The following is a 14,618-nucleotide window of genomic DNA, read 5'->3' as shown; positions in this document are numbered from 1 at the left end:
TCACTCCATCTCTTCGCAAAGAGGTGTGAATCACAACATGCTGGTATTGCTCAACAACTTTCGGTTCGGGCACTAAGATGCCGTGCCCGTATCTGTGCCATTTACTGCGCCTTCGATGAACCCTAACATTCCTGAAGCGAACTGGACCAGTGATACCGAAATATGTTGAGAATAATTTTGAATTTCACAAACATTTTAATTCAAAAAATACATAATGTTCTGAGAAATAAATAATATTATTTATAGAAATAGATACGTTATGATAATCTATATTTTATTTCATAGAAACACAAATTAGAATAACTTAATATATCAATGATATTGATGAATTATTAATTTCATTTGATTTGCATTGGAGGGGTGGGCGGTGAATGGCTGATGGAACGAGGCTAATTTGAACGCCCGTTACCCAGGGAGGGGAACATGAAGACATCGGTCCTTTTTGTTGCGACATCGTCGTTCGCGCTGATGATGCCCGGCATCGTGATGGCACAATCCGCAGAGACGCAGGCCAGCGATTCAGCGTCAAATAGGGGCGGCATCGTTGACATCGTCGTGACCGCGCAGCGTCGTTCGGAAAATGTGCAGCGCGCCTCAATCGCCATCGACGTCGTCACCGGCGATGAACTGGCGCGCAACGGCGTAACCCAGGCGGTGGACCTGACGAGCCTTGTTCCCGGCCTTCAACTTGCCCAGGTGGGTGCGACAGCCCAGCCGTTCATTCGTGGCGTGGGCAATGCCTCCAACACCGGCGCGGCCGATTCCGGCGTGGCATTCTCGGTTGATGGCGTGTTTGTAGGCCAGCCCATAGCATATGGTGTCGATTATTACGACCTTGCGCGCGTTGAGGTTCTCAAGGGTCCGCAGGGCACGCTTTATGGTCGCAATGCGACGGGTGGTGCCATCAATCTCATCACCAATATGCCGGGTCGCGAGCTCGAAGGCACCATCACGGCAGAATATGGCAATTATGACAGGAAGCGCCTGAGCGGTGGCTTGACCGTGCCTCTGGGTGAGGAATGGTCGGCCCGTCTGGCCTTTAACTTTGTCGACCGCGACGGTTTCTTCCGTGATGGTTCGGGCGATGACGAGCAGCAGGCAGCGCGCCTGAAAGTGCTTTTCTCCCCCGAAGGCGGATCGTGGCTGTTTAATGTCTCCTACGCGCATGTCGGCGGTGTTGGCGGCGGATACAGCATTGTTGACGGCAATCTTGACGGTAATCCGGCTAACGGCGTAGAATTTAATCTGGTCGATCCCAGGGCGGGCGCGCAAGATCCTGCGTTGATCGCCCGCTATAATGTGGCGCAGAACAAGACGGTGCCGCAGTTCATCGATCTCGATGTGTTCGCGATCAACAGCCAGATCGATCTCGACCTGTCCGACAAGCTGACCTTCACCGCGATCCCTGCCTATCGCAAGGTCAACCAGCGCGGAAACACCTATCCCGGCTTTCGGTTCACGACCGAAGATTACAGCTTTGACCAGCTTTCTCTGGAAACCCGGCTCAACTATGAATCGACAGGATGGAAATGGGTGGTCGGCGGTTTTCTGTTCGACCAGTCCTTCAATGGGACTCATTTTATCGATCTGACGCTGCTGCCGCCGGGCACCTTTGGTCCGGGCATCGGCACCGGAATCCTCAACCGCGTGACCCAGGATATTGAAACGCAAAGCTATTCAGCCTTTGGCGAGACAAGCATCGAGATTACGCCCGAATTGCGGCTCATTGCCGGTGCGCGTTACACCCATGAAAGCTCAAAGCTCAAAGGGACCAATAACTTCTTTCTGCGCACCGCCGACATCTGTTCACTGACAGCGCCATGCCTGGTGCAGTCCAATGGCAATATCTCCGCCAACAACTTCAGTTGGAAGGCAGGGGCAGAGTTTGATGTCGGGCCGCAGTCCATGCTGTTTGCGACGGTCGCCACTGGGTTCAAGGCCGGCGGCGTGTTTCCCGCCCAGGCACCGCGCAACAGCTACAAGCCAGAGAAACTGATGGCGATAACGGTAGGATCGCGCAACAGGTTCCTCGACAACAGGCTCCAGGTCAATGTTGAAGCCTTTTACTGGGACTATAAGAACAAGCAGGAAACCATTGGCGGATTCGATTCGTGCGGTGGTCCGATCTGCGCTGCGCCCCTGCCTGCCGGATCGCTTACTAACTTGACCCTGAATGCCGGCAAGGCGCGCATATATGGTGTCTCAGTCGATGCGGTGCTGCGCGCCACCCCTACAACCACAATCAAATTGGCGACCGAATACACCAACAGCGAATATACATCGTTCGACTATACCCAGCCCACCGCGCCCAATACCGGCTGCACCCAGATGCCGCCTGCTGCCGGAAATCCGTTCTTCACGGTGGACTGTTCGGGCTTCCCGCTAACCCGCGCCCCCAAATGGTCGGGCATGGCAGCGGTGGAGAAGATCGTTCCGTTGGGCGATTCCGAACTGGTGCTGAGCGCGGATATAAGCTTTGCTTCATCGCGCTATATTGATGCCCATTTCCTGGGCAACGCGCTGGCACCGTCCTATCAGCTCTACAATGCCGACATCACCTATCGTCTGCCCGGCAACCGGCTGTCGCTGACCGCCTATATCAAGAATATCGGCGATACGAACATCCCGGTCACCGGCGGCTCATCGGCGGATTTCCCGCTTCAACCCTTTACTGGCAGTGCTATCCTGATGCCGCCGCGGACCTATGGATTGCGCGTGACCTATAATTTCTGATCCAGACGGTCAGAACCCATCTACCGGACTATCGGGCGCAGCAGCCTTTGTGTGTGAGTGCGTCGGCACAATGATAAGGAGAGACCAGTTCATGGATCAGTTGATAGACCGCAGGACGGTGATTGCAGGGGTCGCAACATCCATGTTCTGCCTCTCGGCCTCTGCCCTGGCGCGGCCTCGCCAGAACCGGCCGCCCAATATTGTCTTCATCATGGCCGACGACATGGGTGCCTTCGACCTGTCCTGCTATGGCCGCACAGACTATCAGACACCCCATGTGGACAGCATCGCCAAGCGCGGCATGCTTTTTTCGATGGCTTATGCCAATTCCAGCACCTGCGCGCCGACCCGTGCGGCGCTGATTTCTGGGCGCTATCAGAACCGTTTCCTGGTGGGCACGGGCTTTGGGGGCGGCTATCCCAGCGACAAGATCGGCTATCCCGATGCGCTTCCCTCGCTTCCCGCCACCTTCAAGGCGGCAGGATACCGCACGGCGCTGATCGGCAAATGGGACCTGGGCGAGCTGCCGACCTTCAGTCCGAACAAGAGCGGCTATGACGAATTTTTCGGCATCATGGGTGGCGGGGCCGATTACTGGACCCACGATGCTGGTGGCTTTGACGGCTCAACCCCGCGCAAGCCCGACATGTATGAGAATGAAAGGCTGGTGGATGTCGACGGCTATGCCACCGATCTGTTTTCTGACCGTGCGTGTGATTTCATTCGCAAGAATGCAGCCAGTCCGTTCCTCCTGTCTCTCCATTATACCGCGCCGCATTGGCCGTGGCAGTCGCGTGACGATCGCGGCGAGAATCGCATCAACGATTTCCATTATGATGGCGGCAGCCCGGAGATCTACCGCGATATGGTGCTGGCGATGGATGAAGGGATCGGCAAGGTTATGGACACCTTGCGCCAGATGAAGCTGGAAGACGACACAATCGTGGTCTTCACCAGCGACAATGGCGGTGAACGCTTTTCCAAGATGTGGCCGTTGCGGGGCGAAAAGGGTGATTTGTGGGAAGGCGGCGTGCGCGTGCCGCTGATCGTGAGCTGGCCCGGCCACGTCCCGGCGGGTTCGTCATCTGACCAGATTGCCATGTCGATGGATTTTCTACCCACCCTGGCAGGGCTTGCGGGCATCGATCTGGATGATGCAGCGCAACCCGATGGCATCGATCTTTCGCCGCAGTTGATCGGGGGCGCTGTGGCGGCGCGCACCGTGTTCTGGAAAACCCCCGCCGACATGCTTTCGGCGCTTGCCTTCCCGTGGAAATATGTGCGCGTCGACAAGCTAGAATATCTGTTCAATCTTGAACAGGATCCAACAGAAAACCACAATTACAAGCGCAGCCACCCGCAGATTTTCGCTGATCTGCGGAAGCAGGCGGAAAGCTGGTCGGCGACGATGCTACCCAATCTTCCCATTCCCCCGGCGCAGGTGATCGATTCGATGAAGGCGCTTGATCCGGTCAAGTTGCCCTAAATTATGTCGCCAATTTAATTACGTGAACCCATAGTCAGCACCATATGCCGCCTCTCGCGTACCAGCAGCGGATCGTCGAGGATCTGGCTCAGTCGGCCCAGCACCGCTGGGTCGGCCACAGCAATTACCGACCGCGCGGCGTTGACGCTCACATTGGGTAATCTGGTTGAGAACGCCGCTCATCGCGGTGGCAAGGGCGGGATCAAGATCGAATGCACGACCTCAAACAGGGCTGAGCCTGGAAATTGCCTGAAGCAAACCAACTAGCCGACGGCCTAGTCCTGGATCAACGCATAGCCTCGCATCTGTAGCGTACCGATGGTCGTGATTGCCGAAACATCGACCTTGATGTCAGAGTTGAGTTCCTCTTTCTCGAAGCCATTTGCGACCATCGATTGGCCGCACAAGCGTACGCTAACACCTGCTTCGGTGAGTTGCTGAATGAGTGCGGCATTAGGAGTGGCTTCGTTTTTGAAACGCTTGGCATAGGCGGCGGGCGTTAGCGCTGTTTTGGCGGCAGCACCATGCAGCGTTACAACGATATCACCCGGCTGCAGCTTCACGCCATAATAGTTGAGCAGATTGACCATGCGTGCCACCCGATCCAGCCCCTGATGGACCGATCCTTCGGCACGAGCGGCTTGAGAAACGTCGAATATGATCCGATAGCGCACCAACGGGTCGGGTTCCTCAAACGCATCGGCTATCGGGTTGAATGCCCCAAAATCGGGGATCAAACGCTGTGGCGTCTGGCCGATTGCGGGGGTTGCCAACATTAGAGCGCCTGTAAGCATGGCAGAAATTATGTGCTGCATGTCGCTGATCCCGATATCGCTATTTCTTCGCTAGACGTTGTGTTACATAAATCGTGTAATAATGAAAGTGACAAGTTAAGATTGGGTTCGGGAGCATTCTGGCATGAGGAAGACGAGGGGATTGCTGGCAGCAGGGGCTATGATTTGTGCCTTTGCGGTAGCTGGTTGCGATGGTTGGCCCGGTGCTGAACCAGCCTCTTCTACTGATTCTTCGCCTAACGCTGAGGCAGCCTTTGCGCCGCCACTGGCCAAGGACGCCCCAGCGGACGCTTATGGCGATGCTGTTCGGCTTGGCGAAAAACTGATGACCCAGACAGCAACCTTTGCCCCGAAACATGTCGGCAACGGGCTTGCTTGCAGCAACTGCCATCTCGACGCCGGACGCAAGGCTGGCGCGGCTCCGCTTTGGGCGGCGTTTGTCAATTTCCCGGCGTTCCGGAAGAAGAACGGGGAAATCAACAGCTTCCAGAAGAGGGTTCAGGACTGCTTCGTCTACAGCATGAACGGAACGCCTCCGCCGCTGGGTAGTCCCGAACTGCTAGCGATCGAAAGCTATGCGGCTTACATGGCGCGCGGCCTGCCCAGTGGCATATCTCCGCCTGGGCGCGGCTTTCCCAAGCTGGCTGACCCCGAACTCAAGCCTGATGACGTCCGGGGTGCCGCGATCTTCGCCGAGAAATGCAGCGCCTGCCACGGCACCGATGGTGCTGGACAGGTGTTCGAGGGTGGACTGGCCTATCCGCCGCTCTGGGGGGCTCGCAGTTACAACTGGGGTGCCGGCATGGCGACCATCGACAAAGCTGCCGCCTTCATCCATGCAAATATGCCGCAAGGCCAGGAGGGCAGCCTGACGGTCCAGCAAGCCTGGGACGTCGCAACCTTCATGGACGGCCAGATTCGCCCGCAGGATCCGCGCTTTGATGGCGATGTTCAAGCGACACGCGCGAAACACCATGACAGCCCGTTTTCGCGCTATGGTACGATCGTACGGGGCAAGCGCCTCGGCGATCCGGCGATCACTCCGCCGTCAGGGTCGGGTAACTGAAGGCATGCTTGGCCACTCTTCTATGTGCCCGCCTGCTTGGCGGAACGAGCGTGCCTCACAATCTAAGTTATTGATCCATCAGCGGATCGCGTGGGCGACAACGCCGCGTGGTCCCACCGATATCAATCAGATCGCCGTCATCCAGCCCAGCCGGTATAGCCGATGATCAGTGGCACGATGAACATAGTGCCGACCAGCATGAACATTGGGCTGCCGGGGTGGGCCGCCGGGTCCCAGATGGTCACCTCGTCGAGCACGACATAGCGGGACATGCTGATGTCCACCCCGATCATGCCCAGCAAAAAACTGCGTCAGCGTTAGCGTCAGCAGAAACGGTGTATAACCGGGGTGCGGCCATCATTGCTCAGCACCGCTGGCTCGACATTACGACATGCCGCTCTTGCGCGGCGGCACCCCGGCGGCTGGGATGCTGCTTTGAAACCCAACATTCACTCGCCCTCTCTGGCAGGGGCGAGCGCGGGTCTGCGCTGTGCTAATCACCTGCAACTAATGAAGATTTGGACCAACTGATCACAATCGCACCGCGCATCTCGCCGGGCGAAAAGCCGGTAGCCCGGTCATCAGGGTATAATGTGCGGATATGATTGGCGACATCGGGCGCGACATCGGTCCCATGACAGGCGGCACAGGGTTTTTCCTGCATCGGGACAGCCCGCATGAAGTTAATCCGCTCACCATCGGCACTGTGGGTTTTCCAGATGCGCGTAGCGGGCAGGCCATTGACGAGCGGCGCCTTGGCGAGCGTGTCATAATGCGGGCGCATGTTTGCGGTAACCTGTGCTCCGGGGCTACGGTTGCGCAACGCCACGCGGCGCACCTCGGCACCGCTGTCTTCGCTCTGGGTCTTGGCGATGGCAGGGGCAGCCTCGCTGCACACGCTTGCCGCCATGATGGGCCCGCCCTGCTTCAGCGCTGCCTTCAACTCGCCTTGCAGCGTTTCCTGGAATGCGTCGGCGACCTTTGCAGAACGTTGCTCGACAACAATGTTGGTGGGCGACGGCGTCTGCTCGCCGCATGAAGTGACGGCCAACGCAAGACCTGCGCACATGACAAGCCGTTCAGATTGCAGCACCCCCATTGCCTCCTCCTGTATGCCCTGCGGCAGCGTGGCGAACTTCATTCCTTCCGAGCCGGGGATGCTGTCAGGCATCCCCCGACCCCGTCTTCAATCGACCAGCGTCGTGCGCAGATACGAACGGTGTTCGGTCCAGCCCTGCGGAAACAGAGTTTCAGCCTCGGCATTGCTGATCGAGGGCGGAATGATGACTTCCTTGCCCTTCTGCCAGTCGGCAGGTGTTGCGATCCGCTTGGCATCCGAAAGCTGCAGCGCATCGATGACCCGCAGGATTTCGTCGAAATTGCGTCCGACACTCATCGGATAGGTCATCGTCAGCCGGATCTTCTTCTTGGGATCAATGATGAACACTGAACGCACCGCCGCAGTCTCGCTCTGATCAGGATGGATCATGTCGTACATCTTGGCGATGGCCAGGTCGGCATCGGCGACGATCGGAAAGGTCAGATTGGTGTTCTGGGTATCGTTGACGTCGGCGATCCACTTGCGGTGCTCGTCGGCGGTGTCTGTCGACAGGCCGAGCGGCTTACAGTTGCGCGCGGCGAACTGGTCAGCCAACTGGGCGGTGCGGCCCATCTCGGTAGTGCACACAGGGGTGAAATCGGCGGGGTGGCTGAAGAAGAAGACCCAACTGTCGCCAGCCCATTCGTGCAGGCTGATCATGCCGTTCTGGGTATCGACGGTGAAGTCGGGGGCGGTATCTCCGATATGCAATGTCATCATACGATCCTTTGTTTGGGTGGATGCTGCACGGCTACACCCTTACCGGCACCTCGGCCAAATCATTTAACCATTATCTGTAATCGTGTAAATGATAGTTGGTTGAAAAAGTTGGTTGGCCGCCGCGTGTGGGGCCAGTTCGCACGATGAGCCAATTCTCAAAAGCGTACGGTAAGGCATATCCATCCCCCGCGAGCCGTTCTGCCAGCGCGAAAGCCTGCCCTTTCAAACGTCACCGAGGAACGACTACAAAGCCCCAGCTACCGTCCACAGATGTCTGCACATTTTAGATGTTTGATCCCAGGCTTTGATGGTGCATTATTCACCGTCAGCTGGAAGGAAGCATTATGGGCCAGGTACTCCACGGGAGCGCCACAACGACTGAGGCAGTCCGTCGAGCGATACAGCATAGTCAAGCGAGCCTGAGGGCGCTGGCGAAGCGGCACGGCATCAACCAGAAGACGGTCGCCAAGTGGAAGAAGCGGACCTCCACGGCCGATCTGCCGACCGGCGGCATTATCTGGCGGTAATCCAGCGCGAGCCGGGAGCGCTGCGCGCTTGACCGCATTGCCGCGGCCGCCAGCGAGCGGAAATAAGAAGGGGCCAAGTGATTGCCTATTGCGCAATGATCCTGACTGCGAAGGCCGCCGCCGCCGCCCGTGTCTCGACACCGAGCTTCTCGAAAATCTGTTCCAGATGCTTGTTCACGGTGCGCGGGCTGATGACCAATATCTCGCTGATGACGCGGTTGGGTTTGCCATAGCTGATCCAGAGCAGCACTTCGGCTTCGCGCTGGGTGAGGCCGAAATGGCTTTGTAGGCGGGCGATGTCGGCCAGCGGGTCGAGATGGTTGAGGCGGATCAGCACTTCGTCGCGGCGGGGGCGTCCGACGATGATGAGTTCGACGGTATCGCCGCCGGGGCTTTCGGTCTTGACCGTGGTGCCCGATGGCAGATCGTCGGGCAGCAGCCGGGCGACGGGTGCGCGGAGCATGGCGGGGAGCGCGGTGTCGGTGCGCGACCAAGCGGGTTCGAGCGCTTCCATGAGTTTGTCGGCCCCCGGCGTGCGCCAGGAGAGCACGCCATCCGCGCCGACGGCGATGAGGTTGCGCCCCGTGGCGTCGAGCGCATAATGGCCGCCCTGGGTCTGGCGGGCATTGGCCATATGGACGCGGACGCGGGCGAGCAGTTCTTCGACCACGATGGGCTTGCGGACATAATCGACGCCGCCCGCTTCGAGCGCGTGGACGACATGCTCGCTTTCGGTGAGGCCGGTCATGAAGATGATCGGCACCGGCGCGCCCTGCGGCAATTGCTTGATCGCGCGGGTGGTTTCGAACCCGTCGAGGCCGGGCATCACCGCGTCCATCAGGATGAGGTCGGGCACGACATGGTCGAGCAGTTCGAGCGCCGCTTCGCCGCTGGTGGCGATGAGGACCGAGATATGCGCGGCCTCCAGCGTGTCGGTGAGGAAGCGCAGGGATTCGGGCGTGTCGTCCACGACGAGGACGGTGTCGGAGCGCGGCGTCGGGGTGGTCATTTTACGGCCCTTATGATTTTTATCAGCCCCTTGAGGTCGAAACGGTCGAGATGCGCGAGCATCCGGGCGACCAGCGGCTGCGCTTGCGGCACGGCTTGTTCCAGCGCGCGGATGCTCGATTCGATGCCGCGCACATGGCCGATGATCGCCTTTTGCTCGATATCGGCCAGAATTGGCAGGGCGTCCTCCGGCAGGTCGGGCAGGTCCATATCGTCGGGCGTGGGGATTTCGGGCGGCGGCGCATCGCCGGTCCAGCGGATATGCAACTGATCGGCGATGGCGTCCAGCAGTGCGTCGAGATCGACCGGCTTCATCAGGAACATGTCGTGCGCGGCGCGGCCGTCGCCGCCGCGATGATATTCATGGGCGTTGGCCGACACCATGATGATCCGTACCTTGCCGCCCAGCGTTTCGCGCAAGGAGCGGCTGATGTCCCAGCCGGATTCGCCGGGCATGGAGATGTCGAGCAGCACGATGTCGGGTGCCTCGCGCGCGGCGATGTCGAGGCCTGCGCGACCGCTGAGCGCCTCCATCACGGTGAAGTCGAGCGGTTCGAGCAAGCCGCGCAACACCGCGACCTGCGATGGATCATCGTCGATCAGCAGCACCTTGCGCCGTTCGCCGACATAGCCGGAGATCCGGTCCACCGGGGGGGCGTCCTCGATCGGGTTGGCGACATGGCCGAGCATCAGGCGGACGGTGAATTGGGTGCCTTTGCCGGTTTCGCTGACGACGGAGAGGTCGCCGCCCAATATCTGGACCAGCGCCTGAGTGATGGAGAGGCCAAGGCCGATGCCCTTTTGCCGTTGCGCATCGGGGTTGCTGCCGCGTTCGAAGGGATCGAACACGCGCTTCAAGTCGTCGGGTGCGATGCCAAGGCCGGTGTCGATGATGTCGAAGGTCGCCATCTGGCTGCGATAGGCAACGCGGAAGGTGACCGAGCCGGTGCGGGTGAATTTGATGGCGTTGGAGAGCAGATTGATGAGGATCTGGCGCAGGCGTTTCTGGTCGGTGCGGACGAAATCGGGCAGTTTTTCAGGCCGCTCGAACAGAAATTCGATGCCCTTGGACTGGGCCTGCGGGCGGAACATGTTGGCGATCTGGTCGACGAAAGGGGCAAGGCGGACGGTTTCGCTGCTGATGCGCAGCACGCCGCTTTCGACCTGGCTGATGTCCAGCAGCCCTTCGACCAGATTGGTCAGATGTTCGGCGCTGCGGCGGATAATCTTGGCGGCTTCGACGGGCGCGATGTCGTGGCCGCGCTCCATCAATTGCGCATAGCCGTAGATGCTGTTGAGCGGCGAGCGGATTTCGTGGCTGACGCTGACGAGATAGCGGCTTTTGGCGGCATTGGCGGATTCGGCGGCTTCCTTCGCCTTTTGCAGCTCCGCGCCAGTGACGTCATGGGCGATCACCTCTTCCATCAGCTTTTGCACATGATGCTCGCTTTCCTGCATCGCGGTGCGACGGCTTTGATGCGCGAGGACGATCATCCAGGCGATGACCCCGCCGATGAGCGAGAAGAGGAGGAAGAGGCCGAGCATCAGGCTCGACATCTCCGCCGCAATGTCCGGCATCCGGCGGCCGATCTGCCAGTTGATGCCGCCCAGCAAGGCGGCATTGGCGATGGTGATGGCGGCCATGACGGCGATGAAATGGCCGACCGGCGTATGGACATAGCGGGCTATGCGTTGGGGGAGCAGCCGTTCGAGCCAGCGCGCGGCCTGCTGCGTGGCGCGGCTGTCTGATTTGCAGCGGTCGTGGCAACGCGCCTCCAGCGTGCAGCAGAGCGAGCAGATGGGCGCGGCATACATCGGGCAATGCGCCATATCGACGGGCTGGAAGGCATTTTCGCAGATGATGCAGGTCTTGGTTTCCGCGCCCTCGGCCCAGTGCGAGCGGCGCGCGATATAATAGCGGCCATGGGTCAGGAGCGCGATCACCGGCGCGGCGGTGAAGGCGACGGCCATGCCGATGACCGGCGCGAAGGCCTGCGCCAATTGCCCCAGCAGGCCCAGATGCGCGCTGCCCGACACGAGGATGGACAGCAGCATTGCGCCTATGCCGACAGGGTTGATGTCATAGAGATGGGCGCGCTTGAACTCGATGCCCGCAGGGGACAGGCCGAGCGGCTTGGAGATCATCAGGTCGGCCGCGAGCGCGCCGATCCAGCCCGCCGCGACCGTGGCGTAGAGGATCAGTATCGCCTCGATCGCGTCGAAGATGCCGACTTCCATCAGCAGCAGCGCGAGCAGGACGTTGAAGATCAGCCAGACGACGCGGCCGGGATGGCTGTGGGTCAGGCGGGCGAAGAAATTGGACCAGGCGATCGACCCGGCATAGGCGTTGGTGACGTTGATCTTCAATTGGCAGATGATGACGAACAGGCCGGTCAGCACCAGCGACAGGCCGGCATGGCCCGACATGGCGGTGAAGATGGTCTGGAACATGACGGTCGGGCTGGCGGCGTCGCTGGCCGATGCCGCGCCGCCGATCAGATAATGGGCCAGCCAGGAGCCGAGCAGCAGCTTCATGCCGCCGATCAGCGTCCAGCCGGGGCCGCCCGCCAGCATCGCCGCCCACCATTTGCCTTTGCCGATCTTCTTGGCGCTGGGCAGGAAGCGGAGATAATCCGCTTGCTCGCCAATCTGGGGCAGCAGCGACAGGAGGGTGGAAAGGGCGAAGCCGAAATAGAGCAGGCTGACGCTGCCATCGGGCGCGCCAAGCTGACCCGTGAAACGCGACCATTCCGCCAGCGCGGACGGGCCGGACCAGAGGATGTAGGCGATCGGCGCGACTTGCAGCACGATCCAGATGCCCTGGGTCGCGATCTGGAACCGGGTGATGGCGCTCATGCCGTAGAGGGCAATGGGGATGACCATCAGTGCGCTGACCAGATAGGCGATGCTCATCGTCATACCCGTCATGGCGGTCAGCGCCACGGCCATGATCGTGGCTTCGACCGAGAAAAGCAGGAAGGTGAAGCTGGCGTAGATGAGCGAAGTGAGGGTCGAGCCGAGATAGCCGAACCCTGCGCCCCGCGTCAGCAGATCGATATCGAGGCCGTGCTTGGCGGCATGATAGGCGATCGGCAAGCCGATGACGAACATCAAGGCGACGGCGGCGGCGATGGCGGCGACGCTATTGGCAAAGCCGTAGGTCAGGGTAATCGCCGCGCCGATCGCTTCGCAGGCGAGGAAAGCGGTCGCGCCGATTGCGGTGTTGGCGACCTGCCCCGCCGACCAGCGCCGGGCGCTGTCGGCGGTGTAGCGCAGGGCGTAATCCTCCAATGTCTGGCTGGCGACCCACTTATTGTAGAGCCGCTTTTCGCGCAGGACATAGGCGGCGCGATCCATCAGAGCGTGGCGGCGTCTGCGGGATAGGGGCGCAGGCCGCCGGTGGCGACGATGAAGTCGATGACGGCGGGCAGCCCGATATTGTCCTTGAGGTTGGTGAAGAGGAAGGGGCGCTGCCCGCGCATCTTCTTCGCGTCGCGGTCCATGACGCCCAGGTCCGCGCCGACCAGCGGGGCAAGGTCGATCTTGTTGATGAGGAGGAGGTCCGAGCGGGTGATGCCGGGGCCGCCCTTGCGCGGGATCTTGTCGCCCGCCGACACGTCGATGACATAGATGGTGATGTCGGCGAGTTCCGGCGAGAAGGTGGCGGCCAAATTGTCGCCGCCGCTTTCGATGAAGATAAGTTCGAGGCCGGGGAATTTGCGGTGCATCGTGTCGACGGCGGCGAGGTTGATGCTGGCATCCTCGCGAATGGCAGTGTGCGGGCAGCCGCCGGTTTCCACGCCCATGATGCGTTCAGGCACCAGCGCGCCGGAGCGGGTGAGAAACTCGGCATCCTCGCGCGTGTAGATGTCGTTGGTGATGGCGGCGATATTATAATGGTCGCGCATCGCCTTGCACAGCCGGTCGGTCAGCGCGGTCTTGCCGGAGCCGACCGGGCCGCCAATGCCGACACGCAGGGGACCGTTGCTGGAAGTCATGAGCGAAAAAGCCTTGTGTAGAGGGTTTCGTGGGACAGGGAGGCGAGTTCGAGGTCGGGCGCGGCGGTGCCGAGGTCTTCGAGCGGAGTGACGAGCGCCTTGTCTGCAATGGCGGGGATGGCGTGGGATAGCGCGGCGAGGGCAAGCTGGCCATCGGTCTGGCCGAGCGGCACGAGGCGGACGCCCGCCGAAACCAGGTTGGCGGCGGTGGCGTGGAGCCAGCCGTGCAGCGCGGGTTCGAGCGGGATGGCGTGGGCGGCGCAGGCGAGCGCCATGACGGTGGCGTGGGCCATGGGATGATCGCCATTGCGCGCGGCGAAGGCGTCGAGCGCGGGATGAGGCCAGGCCTTGCGCGTGACCGAGAGGAAGGAGCCGCCCTGCTGGCGGCTTTCGAGCGCGGTTTCGCTGCTGCCGCGAAAGGCGGCGGCGAGTTCGGAGAGGGCGTCGAAGGCCGCGTCATCCTGCGCAGCGCGGTAGGCGTGGACGAACAACACGGCGTCGATCCAGCCGCCGCCGCGTGCCAGCACGGCTTCGACATAGGCGGTGACATGGGCGGCGGTGGTGATCCGGCCATCCTCGACCGCGGTTTCCAGGCCGTGGCTGTAGGTGAAGCTGCCCACCGGATAGGAAGGCGAGGTCCAGGCGAGCAGGCGGTGAAGCGCGGCGTCAGCCAGCATGGTCGTGGGCGTGGTGATCGTGGTGGTGGTCGTGATGGTGATCATGGCCGTGATGATGATGGCCGCCGCCCGAATAGGCACCGCCTTCGGGGGTGAAGGGGGCTTGGATTTTTGTAACGGTCGCGCCCAGCCCTTCGAGCATGGCGTTGATGACATGATCGTCGCGCAGGCGGATGGCTTGGGGGTGCAGTTCGGCGGGCAGGTGCCGGTTGCCGATATGCCAGGCCAGGCGGATCATTGCGGACGGGTCTATAGCGGTGACTTGGACCAGCGCTTCGGGCGCGGCCAGCACTTCGACCAGGCGGCCGTCGGACAGTTGCAGCGCATCGCCATGGCCAAGCACCGTCGCGCGGGCGAGGTCGAGCAGGAACAGCGTGCCATGGTCGGCGGTGTAGACCCAGCGACGACGATGACGCGCATCATGGTCGAGCGTGATATGGTCGGCGGCGGGGCCGGACCAGTGGCCGAGGGGCAGGACTTCGCGGGCGGTCAGCATGATGTAATCACTCC

12 protein-coding genes and 1 pseudogene are annotated in these 14,618 nt (G+C 60.8%); 4 read left to right on the top strand and 9 right to left on the bottom strand.

Annotation, left to right across the window (positions count from 1 at the left end; all coding sequences use genetic code 11):
- Positions 1-423 precede the first annotated feature (423 nt).
- Together V2I08_RS13935 and V2I08_RS13930 are read left to right on the top strand one after the other, a co-directional pair.
- Entirely contained in the window at positions 424-2,733 is a 2,310-nt protein-coding gene (locus V2I08_RS13935) for a TonB-dependent receptor (RefSeq protein ID WP_349635662.1), read from the top strand.
- 91 nt (positions 2,734-2,824) lie between these two features.
- Positions 2,825-4,219, top strand: coding sequence for a sulfatase-like hydrolase/transferase (locus V2I08_RS13930; protein ID WP_349635661.1), 1,395 nt, complete (start codon positions 2,825-2,827; stop codon positions 4,217-4,219).
- Between the two features lie 275 nt (positions 4,220-4,494).
- On the opposite strand, the gene V2I08_RS13925 is transcribed toward V2I08_RS13930, so the two are convergent.
- Positions 4,495-4,995, bottom strand: coding sequence for a DsrE family protein (locus V2I08_RS13925; RefSeq protein WP_349635660.1), 501 nt, complete (start codon positions 4,993-4,995; stop codon positions 4,495-4,497).
- A 343-nt stretch (positions 4,996-5,338) separates the two neighbouring features.
- On the opposite strand from V2I08_RS13925, the gene V2I08_RS13920 reads away from it, so the two are divergent.
- Entirely contained in the window at positions 5,339-6,079 is a 741-nt protein-coding gene (locus tag V2I08_RS13920; RefSeq protein WP_349635659.1) for a c-type cytochrome, read from the top strand.
- 137 nt (positions 6,080-6,216) lie between these two features.
- On the opposite strand, the gene V2I08_RS13915 is transcribed toward V2I08_RS13920, so the two are convergent.
- The 3 genes from V2I08_RS13915 to V2I08_RS13905 form a co-directional block, all read right to left on the bottom strand.
- Positions 6,217-6,351 carry a hypothetical protein gene (locus tag V2I08_RS13915; RefSeq protein ID WP_349635658.1) on the bottom strand — a complete coding sequence of 45 codons (135 nt, stop codon included), beginning with the start codon at positions 6,349-6,351 and terminating at the stop codon, positions 6,217-6,219.
- A 221-nt stretch (positions 6,352-6,572) separates the two neighbouring features.
- The gene (locus tag V2I08_RS13910) at positions 6,573-7,250 is read right to left on the bottom strand and encodes a DUF3365 domain-containing protein (protein WP_349635657.1); all 678 of its coding nucleotides are present in this window, start codon (positions 7,248-7,250) and stop codon (positions 6,573-6,575) included.
- A 15-nt stretch (positions 7,251-7,265) separates the two neighbouring features.
- Positions 7,266-7,895: a peroxiredoxin gene (locus V2I08_RS13905; RefSeq protein WP_349635663.1), complete on the bottom strand. Its 630-nt coding sequence runs from the start codon at positions 7,893-7,895 to the stop codon at positions 7,266-7,268.
- 347 nt (positions 7,896-8,242) lie between these two features.
- On the opposite strand from V2I08_RS13905, the pseudogene V2I08_RS13900 reads away from it, so the two are divergent.
- Positions 8,243-8,407 (top strand): annotated as a pseudogene (locus tag V2I08_RS13900) (helix-turn-helix domain-containing protein); the annotation flags it as partial.
- 103 nt (positions 8,408-8,510) lie between these two features.
- Here the strand turns inward: V2I08_RS13900 and V2I08_RS13895 are convergent.
- Genes V2I08_RS13895 through ureE form a run of 5 tightly spaced genes read right to left on the bottom strand, consistent with a single transcriptional unit; the run spans position 8,511 to position 14,604 of the window.
- Positions 8,511-9,434 (bottom strand): DNA-binding response regulator, encoded by a 924-nt coding sequence (locus V2I08_RS13895; RefSeq protein WP_349635656.1) that lies wholly within the window; start codon positions 9,432-9,434, stop codon positions 8,511-8,513.
- Complete coding sequence (locus V2I08_RS13890) at positions 9,431-12,790, bottom strand: ATP-binding protein (RefSeq protein ID WP_349635655.1); 3,360 nt, start codon at positions 12,788-12,790, stop codon at positions 9,431-9,433. Before V2I08_RS13890 ends, V2I08_RS13895 begins: the two co-directional genes overlap by 4 nt.
- A complete protein-coding gene (ureG, locus tag V2I08_RS13885) occupies positions 12,790-13,431 on the bottom strand; it encodes an urease accessory protein UreG (protein WP_349635654.1) in 642 nt (213 codons plus the stop codon). Before ureG ends, V2I08_RS13890 begins: the two co-directional genes overlap by 1 nt.
- Positions 13,428-14,153, bottom strand: coding sequence for an urease accessory protein UreF (locus V2I08_RS13880; RefSeq protein WP_349635653.1), 726 nt, complete (start codon positions 14,151-14,153; stop codon positions 13,428-13,430). The genes ureG and V2I08_RS13880 overlap by 4 nt, the downstream gene beginning before the upstream one ends.
- Positions 14,098-14,604: an urease accessory protein UreE gene (gene ureE / locus V2I08_RS13875; RefSeq protein WP_349635652.1), complete on the bottom strand. Its 507-nt coding sequence runs from the start codon at positions 14,602-14,604 to the stop codon at positions 14,098-14,100. Before ureE ends, V2I08_RS13880 begins: the two co-directional genes overlap by 56 nt.
- Between the last annotated feature and the right edge of the window lie 14 nt (positions 14,605-14,618).

This window comes from Sphingobium sp. MK2 (assembly GCF_040170545.1).
Taxonomy (GTDB): Bacteria; Pseudomonadota; Alphaproteobacteria; order Sphingomonadales; family Sphingomonadaceae; genus Sphingobium.
This window is presented reverse-complemented; position numbering and strand designations above follow the sequence as displayed.